The organism is Delftia sp. DT-2, assembly GCF_028401915.1.
GTDB classification, from domain to species: domain Bacteria; phylum Pseudomonadota; class Gammaproteobacteria; order Burkholderiales; family Burkholderiaceae_C; genus Comamonas; species Comamonas tsuruhatensis.
The window spans coordinates 165,435-185,291 of the sequence record NZ_JAQOTI010000002.1 but is presented as its reverse complement, the minus strand read 5'-3'; the positions used below and the strand labels follow the sequence as shown (position 1 = coordinate 185,291).

Here is a 19,857-nt window from a genome sequence, read left to right as displayed (position 1 = left end):
GCCGTTGTGCGGCGCCTTAGGCGTGAACCCTAGGACACGGAATTACAAGGGTTGAAACGGATTGCAATAAATGGGGCTTCATGGCAAGCGCATGGCAGGAAAATTGCGCCCTATGGCAGAATCGCCCGCTTTCCACGCGCTGGACGTGCTTGCCCTGCAGGCCATCGCCAGCCCGCACCGCCTTTGCCGGCATGCGCCTTGCATGCCCAAGCCCCATGCCCTTGTCCCGCCGCTCCCTGCTATCGGCTGCCGCCTCACTGGCTGCGGCCCTTGCCGCTGCACCCGCCGCCCAGGCCGCGCCGGGCGCGGGCAAGCCTTGGCCGGCAGCCGGGCCCATCACCCTGATCGTGCCCTTTGGCGCGGGCAGCGATGTGGACGCCACGGCGCGGCTGATCGCCGAAAAGCTGAGTGCGCGGCTGCACCAGTCGGTGGTGGTGGACAACGTGCCGGCCTCGGGCGGCGTGCTGGGCGTGAGCAAGGTGGCGCGCTCGCACGCCGATGGCTACACGCTGCTGCTGGGCTTTGACGGGCCGGTGAGCATTGCGCAACTGGTGAACTCCTCCGTGCGCTATGACGCCGAGCGTGATCTGGCACCTGTGGGCCTGATTACGGTGGCGCCCATGGTGATCGTGGCCCGCCCGGGCCTGCCCGTGCACAACCTCAACGAGCTGATCAGCATGGCCCGCGCCAGGCCCGGCGCGCTGACCTATGCCACGCCGGGCGTGGGCACGGTGCTGCACCTGGCCATGGAACGGCTGCAGGAGCGCGCCCGCATCCGCCTGGTCCATGTGCCCTATCGCGGCGTGGCCCAGGTGACCAGCGAGGTCATGGGCGGCCAGGTCGATCTGGGCATTCTGATGACCACCGGCGCCACGCCGCTGGTGCAGCAGAAAAAGCTGGAAGGCGTGGGCGTGACCTCGGCACAGCGCATCGACGTGATTCCCGAGGTGATGAGCTTTGCGGAGGCTCCTGATTTGAAGGGCTTCGAGCTGGAAGCCTGGACCGGCCTGTTCGCCCCCGCCCGCACGCCCGAACCCGTGGTCAGCCGCCTGGCCGCCGAACTGGCCGAGGTGCTGAAGCTGCCCGAGGTCCGCAAGCGCCTGCAGGACAGCGGCGCCACGCCCGGCTCGGGCACGCCGGCCACGTTCGCCCAATTCCTGAAGAAGGAAAAGGCGAGCTACACGCAGATCGTCAAGTCCGCCAATATCCAGGTGGAATGAGGGCCTGCGCTGCAGTGCGGGCGTTCAGCTGAAAACCTCGTCGCGCGCACCGCCTTCCAGGTGCTGCACATCGCCCCAGCCGACCAGGCCCAGGCCCTGGGGCGTCCACAGCAGGCGGTTGATGGCCGCGTTGCCCAGCGCCCAGGTGCGGGGCGCCTGCACTTCCTGGTGCGTTGCCAGGCGGTAGAGCACATCCATCACGCCGCCATGCGCCACGATCACGATCTGCTCGCCTGCGTGGCGGCCGGCCAGGCGGTCCACCGTGGCCGAGATGCGGTCGCGCAGCATCAGCAGCGACTCGCCGCCGCCAGCGGGCACGAACTCGGGATCGCGCTTGCGCCAGCGCAGCGCGTCCTCCGGGTGGGACGCCTCGATATCGTTGAAGGTCTGGCCCTCGAAGCTGCCGAAGCAGCGCTCGCGCAGGCCCTTGTCGGCCGTCAGCGATGCGCCCGTGGTCGCGGCCACGGCCTCGGCCGTGACATAGGCACGCAGAAGGTCGCTGCTGTAGATGGCGGCCACCGGCTCACCCGCCAGGGCCTTGCCGGCCTGGGCGGCCTGCCAAAGTCCCATGTCGTTCAGAGGAATGTCCAGATGGCCCTGGATGCGGGCGTCCACATTCCAGGCGGTTTCTCCGTGGCGGATGGCAATGATGCGCGTGGCTTGCATGAGGGGCTGGCGTGGGGAAGCTGCAAAAAGAGCAGGCATTGTCCTGCAAGCTGCGGGAGCCTGCATGGCCCAGGTGCGCAGGCCAAGTGGATCCTTGGCATAGTCAACTAAAAGGCGAAACTGGCGCGCCCTAAACCCAGGGACACCGAGGAAGGGCCGCCCCGCACCGAGGGTGTCGTCCCCCTCAGGGGGAAGGCGCGCAGCGCCTCAGGGGGATCAAATAAGACTTTTTGCGTTGTCCAGCACGAAGTCGCAGGCCTTTTCCTTGAGGTCGCCCTTGAGCTTGTCGATGCTGAAGCTCTTGCCGTTGGAGCCGGTGACCAGGCCGCCCAGGCCGTTCTGGAATCCCGTGTCCTTGGGCTCTTCCTGCTTTTGCATGCCCAGCTTGCCCAGCAACTGGTCCTTGACCTGGGCCGCCTTGTCGGCATTGAGGTAGTTGTTCTTCATGCAGTAGGAGATGACGCCTGCCGCATTGCCGGCCGTGGCCGAGGGGCTCAGGCCCAGGGCGGACAGCGCGCCCGCACCGCCTGCCCCCGCACCCAGCATGCCGCCAAGGCCGGAGCCGGCGCCTTCGCTGCTGGCGGCGGCCTTGTCACCGCCAAGGCCCGAGGCCTGGCGCAGCGAGTCTCCCAGGCCCGACGCCTGGGCAGGCAGGGCGCCCAGGCCCAGCATGGCGCACAGCAGTGCGCTGGCAATGGATGTCTTCATGGATGCTTCCTTTCCGCGGAAACCCGCAGGCTCGATACAGGGCCTGAAATTAGCACGCCGTGCGGCGCAGACCTGTGCCCGATTGCAAACCTTTCCCAGAGCGGGCCGTGTCGGTCTTTCGCGTTTTCACTAGCTGTCAAAGCCGTTGGCCTGTCCATGATGGCCGCACACCATTGGCGGGCCGCAGGCGGCGGTCTTGTTATTTGGAAATGGCTTTTAAGTATAAAAATCAATTCAACAAGCTGAAAAAGTTATTTAAAGTGGGGCGCACCTATATGGCCCGCTTCTTGCGGCGCCCGGGCTGCTGCGTCGCATGGCCGCCGCCTTTCCAATCAATCCACAGGGGAGCAGACAAATGATCATGAAGATTCTGGGCAGTTCTTTGCTGGCCGCAGGCCTGTTGACCTCGGCCGCGCTGGCCCAGGCCGAGACCGTGCGCTGGGCGCGCGGCTCCGATCCGACTTCGCTGGACCCGCATGCCTTCAACGTGGGCACCAATTTCGTGCTGCTGCACCAGATCTACGAAACCCTGGTCATCCGCTCGGCCGACGGCAAGCTGGTGCCCACGCTGGCGACCTCGTGGAAGATGACCTCCGACCCGTCGGTCTGGGAGTTCAAGCTGCGCCCCAACGTCAAGTTCCATGACGGCACGCCGTTCACGGCGCGCGACGTGGTCTTCTCGCTGAACCGCGCCAAGGGCGAGAACGCCCAGGTCAAGTCCCTGCTGTCCTCGATGGAGGAGGCCAAGGCCGTGGACGATCTCACGGTGCAGGTGAAGACCAAGGGCCCGAACCTGATCTTCCCGGACAACCTGACCAACCTCTTCATCATGAGCGAGAAGTGGTCCAAGGCCAACGGCGCCGAGACCACGCAGGACACGGCCAGCAAGACCGAGAACGGCGCCACGCGCGCGGCCAACGGCACGGGCGCCTATGTGCTGGCCAGCCGCGAGGTCGATTCGAAGACGGTGATGAAGCTCAACCCCGACTACTGGGGCAAGGGCCAGTTCCCGCTGCAGGTGACCGAGCTGATCTACCTGCCCATCAAGTCCCCGGCCACGCGCGTGGCGGCCCTGCTGTCGGGCGAGGTGGACTTCGCCCAGGACATTCCCGCGCAGGACGTGGCGCGCCTGAAGCAGGACAAGCGCCTGCGCATCAATGAAGGCCCCGAGAACCGCTCCATCTTCCTGGGCCTGAACGTGGGTGCGGCAGAGCTCAAGAGCAGCAACGTCAAGGGCAAGAATCCGCTGGCCGATCCCAAGGTGCGCCAGGCCATCGAGCTGGCCATCGACCGCGACGCGATCAAGCGCTCGGTGATGCGCGGCCTGTCGATTCCCACGGGCGTGATCGCGCCGTCGTTCGTCAATGGCTATGACAAGGCCTTCGCGGCCTATCCCAAGGCGGATGCCGCCAAGGCCAAACAGCTGCTGGCCGAGGCGGGCTACCCCAACGGCTTCACCATCACGCTGAACACGCCCAATGACCGCTATGTGAACGACGAGGCCATTGCCACGGCGGTGGCCGGTTTCCTGGGCCGCATCGGCATCAAGACCGAAGTCTCGGCCCGGCCGATCGCCATGCACAGCGTGTCGCTGACCAAGGCGGACAGCGACTTCTACCTGTACGGCTGGGGCGTGCCCACCTATGACTCGGCCTACATCTTCGACTTCCTGGTGCACACGCGCGGCAAGGACAGCCGTGGCGCGCAGAACGCGACGCACTACAGCAATGCCGATGTGGATGCCAAGATCCTGTCCCTGTCCTCGGAGAGCGACAAGGCAAAGCGCGATGCCACCATCAAGAGCATCTGGGAGACGGTGCAAAAGGAGCGCTTCTACATCGCGCTGCATGACCAGGTGATCCACTTCGCGTCCGTGCCCCGGATCAATGTGCCCGTGCACCCGGACAACGCGCTGCACTTCAAGTTCGTCAAGTTCGAGAAGAAGTAAGCGCCGATGCTGGTCCATCTGCTGCGCCGGCTGGGCCAGTCCGCCCTGGTCCTGCTGGCCGTCTCCTTTGTCTCGTTCATGGTGTTCCGCCATATCGGCGATCCCACGATCAGCCTGCTGGGCGAGGACGCGACGGTTGCCGAGCGCGAGGCGCTGACGGAAAGCCTGGGCTTCAACAAGCCCGTGCCGCTGCAGTACCTGGCTTACGTGGGCAAGGTGCTGCAGGGCGACCTGGGCATCTCCTACCGGCTCAAGCGCCCCGTGACCGAGATCATTGCCGAGCGCCTGCCCGCCACGCTGGAGCTGGCGATGACGGCGGCGCTGTTCGCCCTGGTCATCGGCGTGGCGCTGGGCGTGTACACGGCCATACGGCGCGAGGGCTGGCTGAGCCGCTCGATCATGACGGTGTCGCTGGTGGGCGTATCCCTGCCCACCTTCCTGATCGGCATCGCCCTGATCTACCTGTTTGCCGTGGAGCTGCGCTGGCTGCCGTCCTTCGGGCGCGGCGAGACGGTGAAGCTGGGCGGCTGGGAGACCGGGCTGCTGACGGCTTCGGGCTGGTCGGCGCTGATCCTGCCGGCCATCACGCTGGGTTTCTACAACATGACGCTGATCATGCGCCTGGTGCGCGCCGAGATGCTGGAGGTGCTGCGCGCCGACTACATGCGCTTCGGCCGTGCGCGCGGGCTGCGCGAGCGCGACCTGTACTTCGGCCATGCGCTGCGCAATACCCTGATTCCCGTGATCACCATCGCGGGCCTGCAGATCGGCTCGCTGATCGCCTTTGCCATCGTCACCGAGACCGTGTTCCAGTGGCCCGGCGTGGGCCTGCTGTTCATCTCCTCCATCCAGGGTGTGGACGTGCCGCTGATCGCCGCCTACCTGATGTTCATCGCGCTGCTGTACGTGGGCATCAACCTGCTCGTCGATTTCCTGTACGTGATCGTGGACCCCCGCTTGAGAAACCGATGACCGATTCCGCCAAACAAGCAATCCCTCCCACGGGCTGGCGCGCCAGCGACTCGCCGGTCAAGCGCGCGTTTGCACGCTCGCGCCTGGTGCAGGCGGCGGCGCTGGTGCTGGCGCTGATCGTGGCGGCCACGCTGCTGTCGCCCTGGCTGGCCTGGCAGAACCCCTTCGATCCGGCCAATCTGGACCTGATGGATGCCTTCACGCCGCCGGGCCAGGCGGGCACCAGCGGCACGCTGTACGCGCTGGGCTCGGACGACCAGGGCCGCGATGTGTGGAGCGCCATCCTCTACGGGCTGCGCATGTCGGTGCTGGTGGGCGTGTCGGCCGTGGGGCTGTCCCTGCTGATCGGCGTGCCGCTGGGCCTGGTCTGCGGCTATGCGGGCGGCTGGTTCGACACGCTGATGATGCGCATCGCCGATGTACAGCTGACCTTTCCCGTGATCCTGGTGGCGCTGCTGGTCTTCGGCATCGCACGCGGCCTGCTGCCCGAGGGCTACCGCGACGACATGGCGGTCTTCGTGATCATCGTGGCCATCGGCCTGTCCGACTGGGTGCAGTACGCGCGCACCGTGCGCGGCGCGGTGATGGTGGAAAAGCACAAGGACTACGTGCTGGCGGCCCAGCTCATAGGCCGCAGCCGCGTGGCCATCCTGGTGCGCCACATCCTGCCCAACCTGCTGGCGCCCATCCTGGTGATCGCCACCATCAGCTTCGCGCATGCCATCGTGGCCGAGTCCACGCTGTCCTACCTGGGCGTGGGCCTGCCGCCCACCCAGCCTTCGCTGGGCACGCTGATCCGCATCGGCCAGGGCTTCCTGTTCTCGGGCGAGTGGTGGATATTGCTGTTCCCCTCGCTGGTGCTGCTGGCGCTGGCGCTGTCCGTCAACCTCGTCGGCGACTGGCTGCGCGACGCACTGAACCCCAAGCTGCAATGAGCACGACACAACAATCCGGGCAGCCCCCCGCACAGCCTGCGGTGCTGAGCGTTCGCGGCCTGTCCGTCACCTTCGACACCTACAAGGGCCCCGTGCAGGTGCTGGACGATGTGTCCTTCGACATCGCGCCCGGCGAGATCCTGGGCGTGGTCGGCGAGTCTGGCGCGGGCAAGTCCATGACGGGCGCCGCCGTGATCGGCCTGATCGAGCCGCCGGGCCGCATCTCGGCCGGCACGGTGCAGCTGCGCGGCGAGCGCATCGACACGCTGCGCGGCGAGGACCTGCGGCGCATACGCGGCCGGCGCATAGGCTCCATCTTCCAGGACCCGCTGACCAGCCTGAACCCGGTCTATACCGTGGGCCGGCACCTGGTGGAGACCATCCGCACGCACCTGCCCGTCTCCGAGAAGGAGGCCGAGGCACGCGCGCTCGCCCTGCTCGAAGAGGTGGAGATACCGCAGGCGCGCGAGCGCATGGCCCAGTACCCGCACCAGTTCTCGGGCGGCATGCGCCAGCGCGTGGCCATCGCCCTGGCGCTGTGCGCCGAGCCCGAACTCATCATTGCCGACGAGCCCACCACGGCGCTGGACGTGTCCGTGCAGGCGCAGATCATTGCCCTGCTGCGCCGTGTGTGCAAGGAGCGCGGCGCGGCCGCCATGCTGATCACGCACGACATGGGCGTCATCGCCGAGACGGCCGACCGCGTCATGGTCATGTACCAGGGCCGCGTGCTGGAAACCGGCCCCGTGCGCCAGGTGCTGGACGCGCCGCAGCAGCCCTACACCCAGGTGCTGATGGGCGCCATTCCCAGCGTGCACCACCGCGTGCAGCGCCTGCCCGTGCCCGAGGTGGGCGGCGGCCCTGCCGCGCCCGCCGTACCCTGGCAGCCCGGGGCCGGTGCGCAGGAGCCCGCGGCTGCCCTGCTGGAGGTCAGGGATCTGTGCAAGGAGTTCGACCTGTCCAGCGGCTGGCTGGCCCGGCTGCTGGCGCGCGAGGACAAAAAGATCCTCAAGGCCGTGGACGGCGTCGGCTTTTCGATCCGCAGGGGCTCCACCTTCGGCCTGGTCGGCGAGTCCGGTTCGGGCAAATCCACGGTGGCGCGCATGGTGGCCGGGCTGACGCCGCCCACCAGCGGCACCGTGCTGTTCGACGGCGTGGACAAGTGGAGCCCGGCCGCCCAGACCGTGGCCATGCGCCGGCGCTTCCAGATGATCTTCCAGGACCCGTATGCCAGCCTGAACCCGCGCTGGACCGTGCAGGAGCTGATTGCCGAACCCCTGCAGGTGCTGGCCCTGACGGCCGGCAAGGACGAGACGGCCGAGCGCGTGCAGGAGGCGCTGCGCCGCGTGCGCATGAAGCCCGACGATGCGCGCAAGTACCCGCACCAGTTCTCGGGCGGGCAGCGCCAGCGCATCGCCATTGCGCGCGCCCTGGCCAGCCGGCCCGAGTTCATCATCTGCGACGAACCCACCTCGGCGCTGGACGTCTCGGTCCAGGCCCAGGTGCTCAACCTCATGCGCGACCTGCAGGAGGAATTCGGCCTGACCTATCTGCTGATCAGCCACAACCTGGCCGTGATCCGCCACATGTGCGACGACATCGGCGTCATGCAGCGCGGCCGCCTGGTCGAGACCGGCGAGGCTGGCGCCGTGCTCGATGCGCCGCAGCATCCGTACACGCGCGCGCTGATGGCTGCCGTGCCGGATATGGAGCATGTGCACTGAGCAAAGTGCACTGTCATGGCCTGGCGTTCAGGTCGCGGCAACGACCCGCACGTCGAACCGGACCTGAAGCCAGTTCTTGATGGCGGCAAAGATCGCGGCAAGATTGTCCATGCTGGGGTTGCCTTTCGGCGAAAGCATGCGGTGCAGGCTCTTGCTCGGCTTGTGCGTGAGGTCGGCCAGCGTCTCGAAACCCACCGTTGCGTTGACGAGATCGCGCAGGACGAGGCGTGCCGTTTCTGGCTCACCGCTCAGAAAAAGAGTGGCCGCCTCATCAAGCAGCGCCTGTGCGAAAGCAGGGTCGCGCTCAATGCGCTGAATGACCGTTTGTTTGAAATCGCGGGTGAGCGTCATGGCTTCGTTCCTTTTTTGGCATTGTCCGAGGGGCGTTGCCTCTTGCGAGCCTTGTATTCGCTGTGCAGGGCCACGGCTTCGTCGATGGCCTTCTGCTGGCCCTTTTTCGTGCTGCCCCCGAACAGGATGATCAATCTTTCCCCGTCTTTGGCGAGATAGATGCGGTAGCCCGGGCCCCAGTCGATCTTGTATTCGCCAATACCCCGGAACCATTCGATATTGGAGGTGTTGCCCAACTCCATGCGGGCCATGGCGACGGCCACCTTGGCGGCCGCCTGGCCATCCAGCCCGTTGAACCATGTCTGGTACGCGCTGCTGCCGTCTTCGCGGATGTACTCCTGGAACTGGATTCGCATGGATTGGATGGTAACTTATGAGTTACCAACGCTGCAAGGCGCTATCCACATGACCTACAGCGTTCTCCTGTTCCCAGGAACGAATGACAGCGATGGACCAAAAAAAGGCCTGCGGATGCAGGCCTTTGCTTTGGGTGCGCGATGGCTTACCGGGAGGGTGCTGGCGTGGCCGGCACGGCCTGCGCTGCAGGTGCCCCCTGGGCCGGCGGCTGCGCCGGCGCGCCACCCTGCTGCACCGGACCGATGGTGGTGCGCACCACGCGCGAGCCCTTGGGCGGGTTGGGGAAGCCGGTGAGCGCAGCGTCGAACAGGATGCCGAAGATGGCCGGGTCGTCGGTCCACACATCCTGGCGCTGGGCCGAGGTCTCGTAGACGATCTGCTGCGTGGTGGCGTTGCGCATCACGATGCTGACGGCGCGGTAGTACTCCAGCGGCGGGCCGTCGAACATGAAGCTGCCGCCAAAGCCCATGCCCCAGCCGCGCCCGTAGCCCAGGCCCCAACCCCAGCGCGGGCCGCCCCAGCGGTCGTAGTAGGGCCAGGCGGCGTAGTCGCGCGCATAGCGGGCGTCGGCGCCGATCTGCACGATCAGGCTGGCCCGGGAGTCGTCGCGCTGCAGGCCCACGCGGCCCAGGGCCTGCTGGGCCTGGGATTCGATGGCAGCGAAATGCGTCTGCGCCTCGCGTTGCGAGGGCAGGACCTCCAGGCGGTAGGTGGGCGGCGCGGGCAGGGCGCCCAGCGTGGAATAGCTCTGGACGGTGCTCTGGACTTCGCGCACGCTGGCGCAGCCGGTGAGCAAGGCCGTGGCCACGATGGCCAGGACATGGATGCAGCGCAGCTTCATGGTGTACTCCTTGGTCGAAAAAAGGCCCGTTTGCACGGGCCTTGGTTGGAGTGGGGCGATTGTTATAGGTTCAGCCGTCAGGACGACAGTTGTACCACCTGCAGACCGGGCAGCGATGCGGACACTGGCATCTCTTCATGGTCGAAGGCCATGTCGCCGTTGGGGTCGGCAATGCCGGTGGCCTTGGCGTTCTTGAAGTCGTGCAGCTCGGGGTCCATCATGTGCGTGGTCACGATGTGGCCCATGGCGCGGAACATGCTTTCCACGCGGCCCGGGAATTTCTTGTCCCACTCGCGCAGCAGCTCGCCCACGGCCACGCGCTGCAGGCCGTCCTGGCTGCCGCAGAGGTTGCAGGGGATGATGGGGAAGTTCTGGTACTGGGCCCAGCGCACGGTGTCCTTCTCGGGCACGTAGCACAGCGGGCGGATCACCACATGCTTGCCGTCGTCCGAGACCAGCTTCGGGGGCATGCCCTTCATGCGGCCGCCGTAGAACATGTTGAGCATCAGCGTCTGCACGATGTCGTCGCGGTGGTGGCCCAGGGCCACCTTGGTGCAGCCCAGCTCGTCGGCCACCTTGTACAGGATGGCGCGGCGCAGGCGCGAGCACAGGCCGCAGGTGGTCTTGCCCTCGGGCACGACGCGCTTGACCACGCTGTAGGTGTCCTGCGTTTCGATGTGGTAGTCCACACCGATGCTCTTGAAGTACTCGGGCAGCACATGGTCGGGAAAGCCGGGCTGCTTCTGGTCGAGGTTCACGGCCACCAGCTCGAATTTGACGGGCGCGCGCTTTTGCAGCTTGCGCAGCACGTCCAGCATCGTGTAGCTGTCCTTGCCGCCCGACATGCAGACCATGATCTTGTCGCCTTCCTCGATCATGTTGAAGTCGGTGATGGCGCGGCCCACCTCGCGGCACAGGCGCTTTTCGAGCTTGATCTGCTCGCGCTCGATCTTGATGCGGTTGCCGCCTGCGGTGTCTGCGGGGGCGTCGGCGGCGGCTTCTTCGGCCAGCCAGGGGTTGTCGGTCACTGCGTTCATGGGGTTCACCATTGTCCTGTCTCGACGCGAATGGCCACTTCGCAGTCGTCAAAAATTTCGAGCTTGGCGATCTTCACGCGCACGCCCATCACGCCGGGCAGCTGCATCAGGCGCTGGGCCAGCTTGCCGATCAGGCTCTCCAGCAGGTTCACATGCTCGGCCGTGCATTCATCGATGATGATCTGGCGCACCTTGCGGTAGTCCAGCACATGCAGGATGTCGTCGTCGCGCGGAGCCAGCGGTTGGGTGCCCAGGCTCAGCTCGGCATCGACCTGGATGGGCTGGGGCATCTGTTTTTCGTGGGCGAGGATGCCCAGGTTGGCGTCGAAACGCAAACCCGTGAGCGTCAGGATCTGTTGTCCGGTGGCGGAGTTCATGGGGAAAAGCCGTGGAGTGTGGGGATGGGCGCGGGCAGGCGCCTACATCATGGAAAAGTCGCGCTCGAAGCGCTGCAGGTGCTGGCCGCCATCGACCAGCAGCGTGGTGCCCGTGATGGACTGGTTGTCCAGCGCAAAGCACACGGTGGCGGCCACGTCGGCCGCGCTGGACGAGCGGCCCAGCGGGCTGAGGCGGTGCAGGGCCTCGAAGCGCTCCTGGCTCAGCATGTGGCTGGTCAGCGTCAGGCCCGGGGCCACGCCGACCACGCGCACGCGCGGCGCCAGGGCCAGCGCCAGCATGGTGCCTGCGGCCTCAAGCGCTGCCTTGGACAGCGTGTAGCTGAGGAAATCGGGGTTCTGGTTCCAGAGCTTCTGGTCCAGCATGTTGATCACGGCGCCGCTGGCATGCTCCTCGCCGGCCGCCACGCGGTCCTCGATATGGGCATGCAGCGCCTGGGCCAGCAGGATGGGCGCGCCGGTGTTGCTGCGCAGGTGGGCTTCCAGGGCCACGTAGCTGAAGCTGCCGGCGTCGTCATGCTCGAACAGAGAGGCGTTGTTGACCACGGCGTCCAGGTGGCCGAAGTGCGCAATGGCACGCGGCACCAGGGAGCGCACCGAGTCCTCGTTGAAGAAATCGGCATCCAGGGCGGCGCTGTCGCCGGTCAGTTCAGCGCAGGTGGCGGCCGTCTCCAGCGCCTCGTCGTGGGAATCGCGGTAGTGCACGGCCACCTGCCAGCCGGCGCTGGCAAGCGCGAGCGCGATGTCGCGCCCCAGGCGGCGGGCCGCGCCGGTCACCAAAACTGTGCGTGTTCGGGCAGGTGTGGACATTCGAGGACAATGTACGGATCGTGACGACAGAACCCTCAATTTTAACGGCCGCCCTGCAAACCCGTATTGCGCAAGAGATTGCGTCCTCGGGCGGATGGCTGGCTTTCGACCGTTTCATGGCCCTGGCGCTGTACGAGCCGGGCCTGGGCTACTACGCCAATGACACCGCCAAGTTCGGGCTGATGCCATCGTCGGGCAGCGATTTCGTGACCGCGCCCGAGATGTCCCCGGTCTTCGGCCAGTTGCTGGCCGCCCAGGTGGCCGAGGCGCTGCAGCGCACGCACACCCGCGAAGTCTGGGAGTTTGGCGCCGGCACGGGCGCGCTGGCGCTGCAGGTGCTGGACGAGCTGGCGGCCCTGGGCGTGCGGCCGGACCGCTACACCATCGTCGACCTGTCGGGCACGCTGCGTGCGCGACAGCAGCTCAGGCTGGTCAAGTACGAAGGCCTGGTGCACTGGGCCGATGCCCTGCCCGATAGGCTCGAAGGCGTGGTCATCGGCAACGAGGTGCTGGATGCCATGCCCGTGCAGCTGCTGGTGCGCAAGGCAGGTGTCTGGCATGAGCGCGGCGTGGTGCTGCAGCCGGACGGCAGCCTGGGCTGGGAAGATCGGCCCACGCAGCTGCGCCCGCCCATGGAGATCGAGGGCGAGCACGACTACCTGACCGAAATCCACCCGCAGGGCGAGGCCTTCATTCGCACGCTGGGCGAGCGCATGGCGCGCGGCGCGGCATTTTTCATCGACTACGGCTTTGGCGAATCCGAGTATTTCCACCCGCAGCGCCACATGGGCACCCTGGTGTGCCACCGGCTGCACAAGGTGGACGACGATCCGCTGGCCGATGTCGGCCTCAAGGACATCACGGCCCATGTGAACTTCACGGGCACGGCCGTGGCCGCGCAGGACGCCGGCTTCGAGGTGCTGGGCTATACCTCGCAGGCCCATTTCCTCATCAACTGCGGCCTGGGCCCCAAGCTCGACGCACTGGCCCAGGGCCCGCGCGCCATGGCCACCAAGCTGATGATGGAGCACGAGATGGGCGAGCTGTTCAAGGTCATCGGCCTGGCCAAGGGCGTGGAGCCCTGGGACGCCATGGGCTTTGTGCGCGGCGACCGCACGCACCGCCTGTAGCGGGCCGGGGCCCGCCTGCCTCAGCGCTGGACGCTGCGGCCGTTGCTGACGTCGTGGACCGTCTGGTCCTTGAGGTTGATGCGGTAGATCTCGCGCGTGACGTTGCCAGAGAAACCCAGCTCCACGATGGACAGGTTCTCGAACGTGGTCGTGAGGCCGCCGGGCAGGATGCGGTTCAGGCGCGCGGCCGTCTCGCCCATGGCGCGCTCGATCTCGGGCGTGAAGGTGGCTTCGCTGTAGACCAGGGTGTTGTGCGGGTTGTGGCTGCGCACCTCCTTGCCGGCCTGCACCTGGTTGATGCCGCTGACACCCACGCTTTGCACCATGGCCTTGGCCGAGTCGTTCATGCGGGCATAGACGGGTCCTGTCACGCGCGGCAGCGGGCCGTCGCGCAGCGGCGCCATGGCGGCGGTGGCGCGGGTGTTGAAGTCCATCATGGCCTCGTAGGCCGGGCCCGACTTGACGATGCCCAGGTCCAGCCACCAGGGCTTGCCGGCCCCCTTGGCGGCCTCGGTGGTGTAGAAATTCTTCAGGTGAACGTCCTGCAGCACGGGCGGCAGCGCCGGCAGGGCCGCCAGCATCTTGCGCGGCGTGGAGGGATCGGCGCTGTGGATATGCACCACGGTGACATGGGGCAGGTTGAAGGTGTTGGCCTCGGCCACCAGCTTCAGGCGCAGCAACTGCTCGTGCACCACGGGTGCGACCTGGCTGTCCAGGATGGCGGTGGCATCGGCCTGCAGGCGGTAGACCAGGCCATAGGTGGCCTGGTGCGCGCGGAAGTCGCTGCGCTGCAGGGCGCTGTTGTCGATGGCGCCGGGTCGGGCTGCCGGCGCAGGTGCGCTGGCGCAGGCGGTCATCAGCAAGGCGGCGGGCAGGGCTGCGGCAAGAAGAAGGCGGCGGTTGCGTTGCATGGCGAATTCGTGGTGGTCGGCCTGGAGGCGATGAAGAGGGGGGGACAGCGGCAATGTAGGCAGTCCATATGTCGTGTGCATGACGCGGTTTACTCTGTATGGCCCGGTCCCGCGCCGCCGTACACTCGGCGCCATGATCCGCTGGCTCCTCGTCATCTTTCTGGCCCTGCTGCTGTTCAATGGCCTGCACGCCTGGCTGGAACGCATAGGCCTGGGCCGCCTGCCGGGCGACTTCCGCTTTCGCCTGTTCGGCCGCGTGATTTTTCTGCCCATTGCCAGCACCGTGTTGCTCAGCGTGATTGCCGCCCTGATCGCCAAGCTGGTCTGAGCATGGCTTGAAGCATGGGCGCAGCGCCCGTATATGCATGCAATTGCCCCCATGACTCGCCAACAAGAGGCCGCCCATGTCCGACAAGCTGCATTTCGTCTGCCCCCATTGCCACACCACCAACCGCATTGCGGTCGATCAGCTGGGCAGCGCGCCTGATTGCGGCAGCTGCCATCAACCGCTGGTCACCGGCCAGCCCGTGGCGCTGGATGCGCAGAGCTTCGCCAGGCATGTGGGGCGCAGCCAGGTGCCCGTGGTGGTCGATTTCTGGGCCCCCTGGTGCGGCCCCTGCCGCATGATGGCGCCTGCCTTCGAACAGGCGGCTCAGGCGCTGGCGCCCGGCGTGCAACTGGCCAAGCTCGATACCGAGGCGCACCCCCACGCTGCCGCGCCCTGGAACATCCGCAGCATCCCGACCATGGTGGTGTTCAAGGAAGGACGCGAGATCGCCCGTGTCTCCGGCGCGCTGCCTGCCGGCGAGATCGTGCGCTGGGTGCGCTCGGTCGTCTGATGGTTGCCGGGCCGCAAGGACCGGGCGCCTTCAGGCCCTTCCTCAGGCCTGCACTTCACACGGCAGATAGAAGCAATAGCCGCTGTTGCGCAGCGTCTTGACAGGCAACTGCTGGCCGCTGGCCTCTTGCACCTTGCGCCTCAGCCGGCGCATCTGGGTGTCCAGGCGGCGCTGGTCGTAGACCAGATAGTCTCCACCCAGCGCCTGCACGATCTGGCGGCGGCTGACGCTGGTCCCTGCCTTGCCCATCAGGCAGTGCAGCACCAGCAGGTCCTGGTGTGACAGCGCCACAGGGGGCGAAGCGGGGGGCTGCAGGCGGCTGGGGCCAAGCTGCAGCAGCCACGGCGCCTGGCGCTGCTGCAGGCCCAGGCGCCGCACCAGGGCGGCCAGGGTGGCTTCCAGCTCGTCGAGATCGCAGCCTTTGCCCAGGTAGTGGTCGGCGCCGATCTCCAGGCCGTCGATGCGGTGGGCGCTGCTGTTGAGCGCGCTGAAGACGATGATGCCCAGTTGCTGGCCCTGCTGGCGCAGGCGCTGGATCAGCGCCAGGCCGTTGCCGTCGGGCAGGCCGATGTCGATGATGGCCAGCCGGTGGCGCCGCGCATCGAAATGGCGGTCGAACTCCTGCAGGCTGGCCACGCACTGCGGTGCATAGCCCAGGGATTCGAGGAACTCGCCCAGTTCATGGCGCAGCACGGGCTCGTCTTCGAGCAGGATCACATCAAGCATGGACTGGGAGGAGGGCAGGCGGGTGACAGCGCAGACAGCTGGTGTACGCTGGCGGCCCCGTGGTGGACTTCAGATGCGATATTACCGTGCAACCCTCATCGTGCTGGCCTGGCTGCTGTGCCCACTGCTGCTTCAGGCCCGGACCCTCGTGCTGGACCCCGATGTGCCCATGCAGGAGACCGCAGGGCAGTGGCAGCGGCTCGATGACGCTTCGGGTCTGCTCGATGTCCGGCAGGCCGACCTGGCGCCCGGGTGGAAGGCGATGCCAGGGCACCTGAACGCCAGTTTCACGCAGGCGGCGGTCTGGCTGCGCATGCCGCTGCAGGTGCAGCAGCCCGGCAGCTGGATGCTGTTGCTGGGCAATGCCCTGCTCGATGAGGTGGAGGTCCATGTGCGCCGGCCTGGCGACCCCTGGCAGCTGCTGGGGCGCAGTGGCGAAGAGATTTCGCGTCACGCCTGGCCGGTGGACTACCGCAGTCCCGCATTCCAGTTCGAACCTGCTGCCGCCGGGTCATACGAGTTGCTGGTGCGCCTGCGTGCGCGCAACGCGCTCGTCACCCGTATCGATCTGTGGCAGCGACTGGCGTTCGACAACCATACGCGGCGCGAGGCCCTCTCGTTCGGTCTGTACTTCGGGCTGTACCTGCTGTTGATTGGCGTGCAACTGGTGTTCTGGCTGGGCACGCGGGCTCCGGTGAGCGGCCTGTTTCTGGCCTATCTCAGCGTCTGCGTGCTCAATGAGGTGGTATCGCTGGGGCTGGTGCAGCAGTTGACGGGCCTGCCGGGTTTCTGGAGCGACCGCCTGCTGGGATGCGGCATTGCCGGCGCCCTGGCGATCTCCATGCAACTGGCCTGCAGGCAGTTGGAGCTGGCATCGCTGTATCCGCGGCTGGTGCGCCAGATCGTGCCGCTGCTGTGGCTGTTCAGCCTGTGCTGCATGCTGTTGGTGGTGTCGGGGCACTACTCGGCGGGCATGGTCCCGGTGCAGGCCATGACCCTGCCGCTGACCGTGGGCTTTCTCGCATTCGCCCTTTGGCTGTGGCGGCGCGGCCACGCCCCGGCACGGTTCTTCATGCTGGCGTTCGGCATCTTCTATGCCGGCGTGCTGATCTCTTTCCTGCGCAACCTGGGCTGGCTTCCCATGAACGCGCTGACCGCGCTGGTGTCCACGCATGCGTCCGCGCTGGGCACCATGGCGCACATGCTGCTGCTCAGTGGCTGGATCATCGGCGGATACGAGCGCAGGCGCCGCATTCGAGAGCGCGAGCAGGTCCGGCTGGAGGCGGAACTGCGGCAGCGACAGTTGCGCGAAAGCGAACTCAGCGAGGCGCTGGCGCTGGAGCGCAGGGTGCGCCAGGAGCAGCGCGACTTTGTCGCCATGGTCTCGCACGAGCTGCGCACGCCGCTGGCCATCATCCTGACCAGTGCGCAGCAACTGGCGCGCAATCTGGCGGCACCGCCCGACAAGACGCTGGCACGCAGCCGCAACATCCGCGAAGCCGCCCAGCGCCTGCTGGCCCTGGTGGACGACTGCCTGGCCGACGACCGCATGGCCGATCCCCAGCCCCATGCCGAGCCACGCCTGCAGCCGTGCGATCTGCATGCGCTGGTGGATGGCTTGTGCCTGGACTTTGCGCCCGGCCGCATCGTCTGCCAACTGGGCGGGGGCACGCAGCAATTGATCACCGATGCCGGCCTGCTGCGCATCGCGCTGCGCAATCTGCTGGCCAATGCAGACCGCCACACGCCCGAGGGCGAATCGGTCCGCCTGGACGTGACCAGGCAGGGCGAGGGTCTGGAGATCCAGGTCTCGAATCCGGCAGAGCCCATTGCCCAGGCGGACCAGGACCAGTTGTTCGAAAGGTATTACCGTGGCCGCAACGCCCAGCACCGGCCCGGCGCCGGGCTGGGGCTGTACCTGGTGCGGCGCATCGCCGAGCGGCTGGGCGGCAGCGTGGCCTTGTTGACGGCAGGAGGCGAGCAGCCCGTGTGCCTGCGACTGGTCCTGCCCGTGGCGCGAGCCTGATTCCCGTGTGTGGCGGCCTTTGCGCTCAGGCCGCCTGCGCCAGCCAATCGGCCACGGCCTGCGCGCGTGCCGCCTGCACGGCCTCGCCTATGGCCTTGCCCTGTTTGCCGCGCGCGGCGGCCTGGGCGGCGATGTCAGAGGTGGAGACGGACAGCGCTGCGGCCAGCGCATCGCGCAGGCGGGCACGCTGGGGATAGGGCCGGTCTTCGAAACCCAGTCTTCCGCGTGCATCGCACTCACAGGCCATGAGCGCCTGCTCGAAGCGCGCGGGCTTGCGGATGGCGTCGCAGCGCTCCAGCAGGCGGACGATGGCGGCGCCGTTGAGTTCGCCGCTGCGGTGGATGTTGCCGTGCTCGCGCGCCACCACGTCGCCCAGTTCGCGGCAGTCCGTGGGCACGCGCAGACGCTCGCCCACTTTCTCGGCCAGCCGGGCGCTGCGCTGCTCATGGCCTATGTGGCGCGGCAGCACATCGGCCGGCGTCGTTCCCTTGCCCAGGTCGTGCACCAGGCAGGCGTATCGCACGGGCAGGGGGGCGTCGAGCTGTGCGGCCATGTCCAGCACCATCATGGCGTGCACGCCGGTATCGACCTCGGGGTGGTACTCGGCGCGCTGGGGCACGCCCCACAGCCGCTCCAGCTCGGGCAGCAGCACGGCCAGCGCACCGCACTCGCGCAGCAGCTCGAACATGCGCGAGGGGCGGCGCTCCATGAGGCCACGGCTGATCTCCTGCCACACGCGCTCGGGCACCAGGGCATCCACCTCGCCGGCGGCCACCATCTCCCGCATCAGGGCCATGGTTTCCGGCGCCACCGTGAATTCGTGGAAACGTGCCGCGAAGCGCGCCACGCGCAGGATGCGCACCGGGTCTTCGCGGAAGGCCCCGGTCACATGGCGCAGCACCCGGGCCTGAAGATCGACCTGGCCGTGGTAGGGGTCGGTGATGGCGCTTTCACCATCCCAGTCCGCAGGAGCGGCCATGGCATTGATGGTCAGGTCGCGCCGGGCCAGATCCTGCTCCAGCGTGACATCGGGCGCCGCCTGCACGACGAAACCCCGGTACCCCAGGCCGCTCTTGCGCTCGGTACGCGCCAGCGCGTATTCCTCGTGCGTCTCGGGATGGAGGAAGACCGGGAAGTCCCGCCCCACTGGCAGAAAGCCGCGCGCGGACATTTGTTCGGGCGTGGCGCCGACCACCACCCAGTCGCGGTCATGCACGGCCCGCCCCAAAAGACGGTCGCGCACTGCGCCGCCCACCATGTACACCTGAAATTCGCTCATGCCGCAATGGTAGGGCCTTGGCGGTGACATGATGGCGGGCTGCCTCCACGCACCGATGGAGTGCCGAGCGCATGCTTTCTTCCTGATTCTTTCTGGAGACGAACTCAAGCAGCGCCAGCCGGACGGCCGCTGCACTGGCTCCGCAACCGCGGCATTGCGCAGGCCGCGCCCACCCCAGCGCAGCAGTGCTCCGACTTTTGCTGGTGCGCCGCTCAGCCGGCCGCAGGCGCGCTGCGGTAGGGCTCCTCGAACGGCCGGAAATCGTGCTCGGCCAGTGCGCCCTGCACCCAGTCCTGCACGCCCGGCAAGGCGCGCACGCGGCGCACGTAGGCGTCGATGGCCGGGGCCAGCGGCAGCTCGTAGGTCGTCAGGCGCATGCACATGGGCGCGAAAAAGGCATCGACGATGCTGAACTGGTCATACAGCATGGGGCCGCTGGCCGTGGACAGCAGCGGCTGCCACAGCTCGGACAGGTGCTGGACATCGTCGCGCAGTGCGACGTTCTCTGCCCATAGCCGCGCGCCGACCTCGGGCAGCTGGGCCTCGATGTTCATCGGGCACAGCGAGCGCAGGGCGCCGAAGCCGCTGTGCATCTCAGCGCAGAGGCTGCGCGCGCGGGCGCGGTTCAGGGCCAGCGTGGGCCACAAGTGCTTTTCAGGGAATTTCTCGGCCAGGTACTCGCAGATGGCCAGGCTGTCCCAGATGGCCATGCCTTCATCCATGAGCACGGGCACGCGGCCCGAGGGCGAGAGCGCGCGGGCGCGCTGCTTGAAGGCGGACTGCTCCTCGAAGCTGTCAAAGCGCAGCATGACCTCTTCGAAAGCGATGCCGGCCTGGCGCATCAGCACCCAGGGGCGCATGGACCAGGATGAGTAATTCTTGTTGCCGATATAGAGCGTGAGCATGGCCGCAACCTCCGCGATAGGCCCTACAGCTTAGCAAGCATGGCAGGAAAACCCATGTAGGAGCCGGGCGCTGCCTG

At 67.1% G+C, this 19,857-nt stretch carries 21 protein-coding genes; 9 read left to right on the top strand and 12 right to left on the bottom strand.

The features are described 5' to 3' along the window. Positions 1 to 215: 215 nt before the first annotated feature. Positions 216 to 1,220, top strand: coding sequence for a Bug family tripartite tricarboxylate transporter substrate binding protein (locus tag PO605_RS03375; protein ID WP_047472510.1), 1,005 nt, complete (start codon positions 216 to 218; stop codon positions 1,218 to 1,220). Between the two features lie 24 nt (positions 1,221 to 1,244). On the opposite strand, the gene PO605_RS03370 is transcribed toward PO605_RS03375, so the two are convergent. Beyond that, complete coding sequence (locus PO605_RS03370; RefSeq protein ID WP_047472511.1) at positions 1,245 to 1,886, bottom strand: histidine phosphatase family protein; 642 nt, start codon at positions 1,884 to 1,886, stop codon at positions 1,245 to 1,247. Positions 1,887 to 2,102: 216 nt separating this feature from the next. Then, positions 2,103 to 2,594, bottom strand: a complete 492-nt coding sequence (locus PO605_RS03365) for a DUF2501 domain-containing protein (RefSeq protein ID WP_016446524.1) — start codon at positions 2,592 to 2,594, stop codon at positions 2,103 to 2,105. A gap of 355 nt (positions 2,595 to 2,949) precedes the next feature. On the opposite strand from PO605_RS03365, the gene PO605_RS03360 reads away from it, so the two are divergent. Genes PO605_RS03360 through PO605_RS03345 form a run of 4 tightly spaced genes read left to right on the top strand, consistent with a single transcriptional unit; the run spans position 2,950 to position 8,173 of the window. Further along, positions 2,950 to 4,542 (top strand): ABC transporter substrate-binding protein, encoded by a 1,593-nt coding sequence (locus tag PO605_RS03360; protein WP_012203170.1) that lies wholly within the window; start codon positions 2,950 to 2,952, stop codon positions 4,540 to 4,542. 6 nt (positions 4,543 to 4,548) lie between these two features. Then, the gene (locus tag PO605_RS03355) at positions 4,549 to 5,514 is read left to right on the top strand and encodes an ABC transporter permease (protein ID WP_016446522.1); all 966 of its coding nucleotides are present in this window, start codon (positions 4,549 to 4,551) and stop codon (positions 5,512 to 5,514) included. Continuing rightward, positions 5,511 to 6,449 (top strand): ABC transporter permease, encoded by a 939-nt coding sequence (locus PO605_RS03350; protein ID WP_012203172.1) that lies wholly within the window; start codon positions 5,511 to 5,513, stop codon positions 6,447 to 6,449. The genes PO605_RS03355 and PO605_RS03350 overlap by 4 nt, the downstream gene beginning before the upstream one ends. Then, the gene (locus PO605_RS03345; protein ID WP_061287157.1) at positions 6,446 to 8,173 is read left to right on the top strand and encodes a dipeptide ABC transporter ATP-binding protein; all 1,728 of its coding nucleotides are present in this window, start codon (positions 6,446 to 6,448) and stop codon (positions 8,171 to 8,173) included. The genes PO605_RS03350 and PO605_RS03345 overlap by 4 nt, the downstream gene beginning before the upstream one ends. 27 nt (positions 8,174 to 8,200) lie before the next feature. Here PO605_RS03345 and PO605_RS03340 read toward each other — a convergent pair whose 3' ends face one another. The 6 genes from PO605_RS03340 to PO605_RS03315 form a co-directional block, all read right to left on the bottom strand. After that, positions 8,201 to 8,524: a helix-turn-helix domain-containing transcriptional regulator gene (locus PO605_RS03340; RefSeq protein WP_012203174.1), complete on the bottom strand. Its 324-nt coding sequence runs from the start codon at positions 8,522 to 8,524 to the stop codon at positions 8,201 to 8,203. Next, on the bottom strand, positions 8,521 to 8,880 hold the full coding sequence (locus tag PO605_RS03335; RefSeq protein WP_047474052.1) for a type II toxin-antitoxin system RelE/ParE family toxin: 360 nt from the start codon (positions 8,878 to 8,880) through the stop codon (positions 8,521 to 8,523). The genes PO605_RS03340 and PO605_RS03335 overlap by 4 nt, the downstream gene beginning before the upstream one ends. Positions 8,881 to 9,026: 146 nt before the next feature. Further along, entirely contained in the window at positions 9,027 to 9,722 is a 696-nt protein-coding gene (locus PO605_RS03330) for a DUF4136 domain-containing protein (protein WP_272206074.1), read from the bottom strand. Positions 9,723 to 9,799: 77 nt separating this feature from the next. Next, entirely contained in the window at positions 9,800 to 10,771 is a 972-nt protein-coding gene (ttcA, locus tag PO605_RS03325) for a tRNA 2-thiocytidine(32) synthetase TtcA (protein ID WP_016446517.1), read from the bottom strand. Then, complete coding sequence (locus PO605_RS03320; RefSeq protein ID WP_016446516.1) at positions 10,765 to 11,136, bottom strand: dihydroneopterin aldolase; 372 nt, start codon at positions 11,134 to 11,136, stop codon at positions 10,765 to 10,767. Before PO605_RS03320 ends, ttcA begins: the two co-directional genes overlap by 7 nt. A gap of 42 nt (positions 11,137 to 11,178) precedes the next feature. Then, a complete protein-coding gene (locus PO605_RS03315; protein WP_272206072.1) occupies positions 11,179 to 11,964 on the bottom strand; it encodes an SDR family oxidoreductase in 786 nt (261 codons plus the stop codon). 116 nt (positions 11,965 to 12,080) lie between these two features. On the opposite strand from PO605_RS03315, the gene PO605_RS03310 reads away from it, so the two are divergent. Then, complete coding sequence (locus PO605_RS03310; RefSeq protein ID WP_272206155.1) at positions 12,081 to 13,094, top strand: class I SAM-dependent methyltransferase; 1,014 nt, start codon at positions 12,081 to 12,083, stop codon at positions 13,092 to 13,094. A gap of 20 nt (positions 13,095 to 13,114) precedes the next feature. Here the strand turns inward: PO605_RS03310 and PO605_RS03305 are convergent, their stop codons facing one another. Continuing rightward, entirely contained in the window at positions 13,115 to 14,005 is an 891-nt protein-coding gene (locus PO605_RS03305; RefSeq protein WP_272206071.1) for a hypothetical protein, read from the bottom strand. A 133-nt stretch (positions 14,006 to 14,138) separates the two neighbouring features. On the opposite strand from PO605_RS03305, the gene PO605_RS03300 reads away from it, so the two are divergent. Next, a complete protein-coding gene (locus tag PO605_RS03300; protein WP_012203183.1) occupies positions 14,139 to 14,333 on the top strand; it encodes a DUF2905 domain-containing protein in 195 nt (64 codons plus the stop codon). 76 nt (positions 14,334 to 14,409) lie between these two features. After that, on the top strand, positions 14,410 to 14,844 hold the full coding sequence (gene trxC, locus PO605_RS03295) for a thioredoxin TrxC (protein ID WP_016451857.1): 435 nt from the start codon (positions 14,410 to 14,412) through the stop codon (positions 14,842 to 14,844). 42 nt (positions 14,845 to 14,886) lie between these two features. Here the strand turns inward: trxC and PO605_RS03290 are convergent, their stop codons facing one another. Beyond that, positions 14,887 to 15,570 carry a response regulator transcription factor gene (locus PO605_RS03290; RefSeq protein WP_272206070.1) on the bottom strand — a complete coding sequence of 228 codons (684 nt, stop codon included), beginning with the start codon at positions 15,568 to 15,570 and terminating at the stop codon, positions 14,887 to 14,889. Between the two features lie 73 nt (positions 15,571 to 15,643). On the opposite strand from PO605_RS03290, the gene PO605_RS03285 reads away from it, so the two are divergent. Then, a complete protein-coding gene (locus tag PO605_RS03285; RefSeq protein ID WP_046239667.1) occupies positions 15,644 to 17,596 on the top strand; it encodes a sensor histidine kinase in 1,953 nt (650 codons plus the stop codon). A gap of 25 nt (positions 17,597 to 17,621) precedes the next feature. Here PO605_RS03285 and PO605_RS03280 read toward each other — a convergent pair whose 3' ends face one another. Then, positions 17,622 to 18,875 (bottom strand): multifunctional CCA addition/repair protein, encoded by a 1,254-nt coding sequence (locus tag PO605_RS03280; RefSeq protein ID WP_047471736.1) that lies wholly within the window; start codon positions 18,873 to 18,875, stop codon positions 17,622 to 17,624. Positions 18,876 to 19,087: 212 nt separating this feature from the next. Then, entirely contained in the window at positions 19,088 to 19,780 is a 693-nt protein-coding gene (locus PO605_RS03275; RefSeq protein ID WP_047471738.1) for a glutathione S-transferase family protein, read from the bottom strand. Positions 19,781 to 19,857 lie beyond the last annotated feature (77 nt).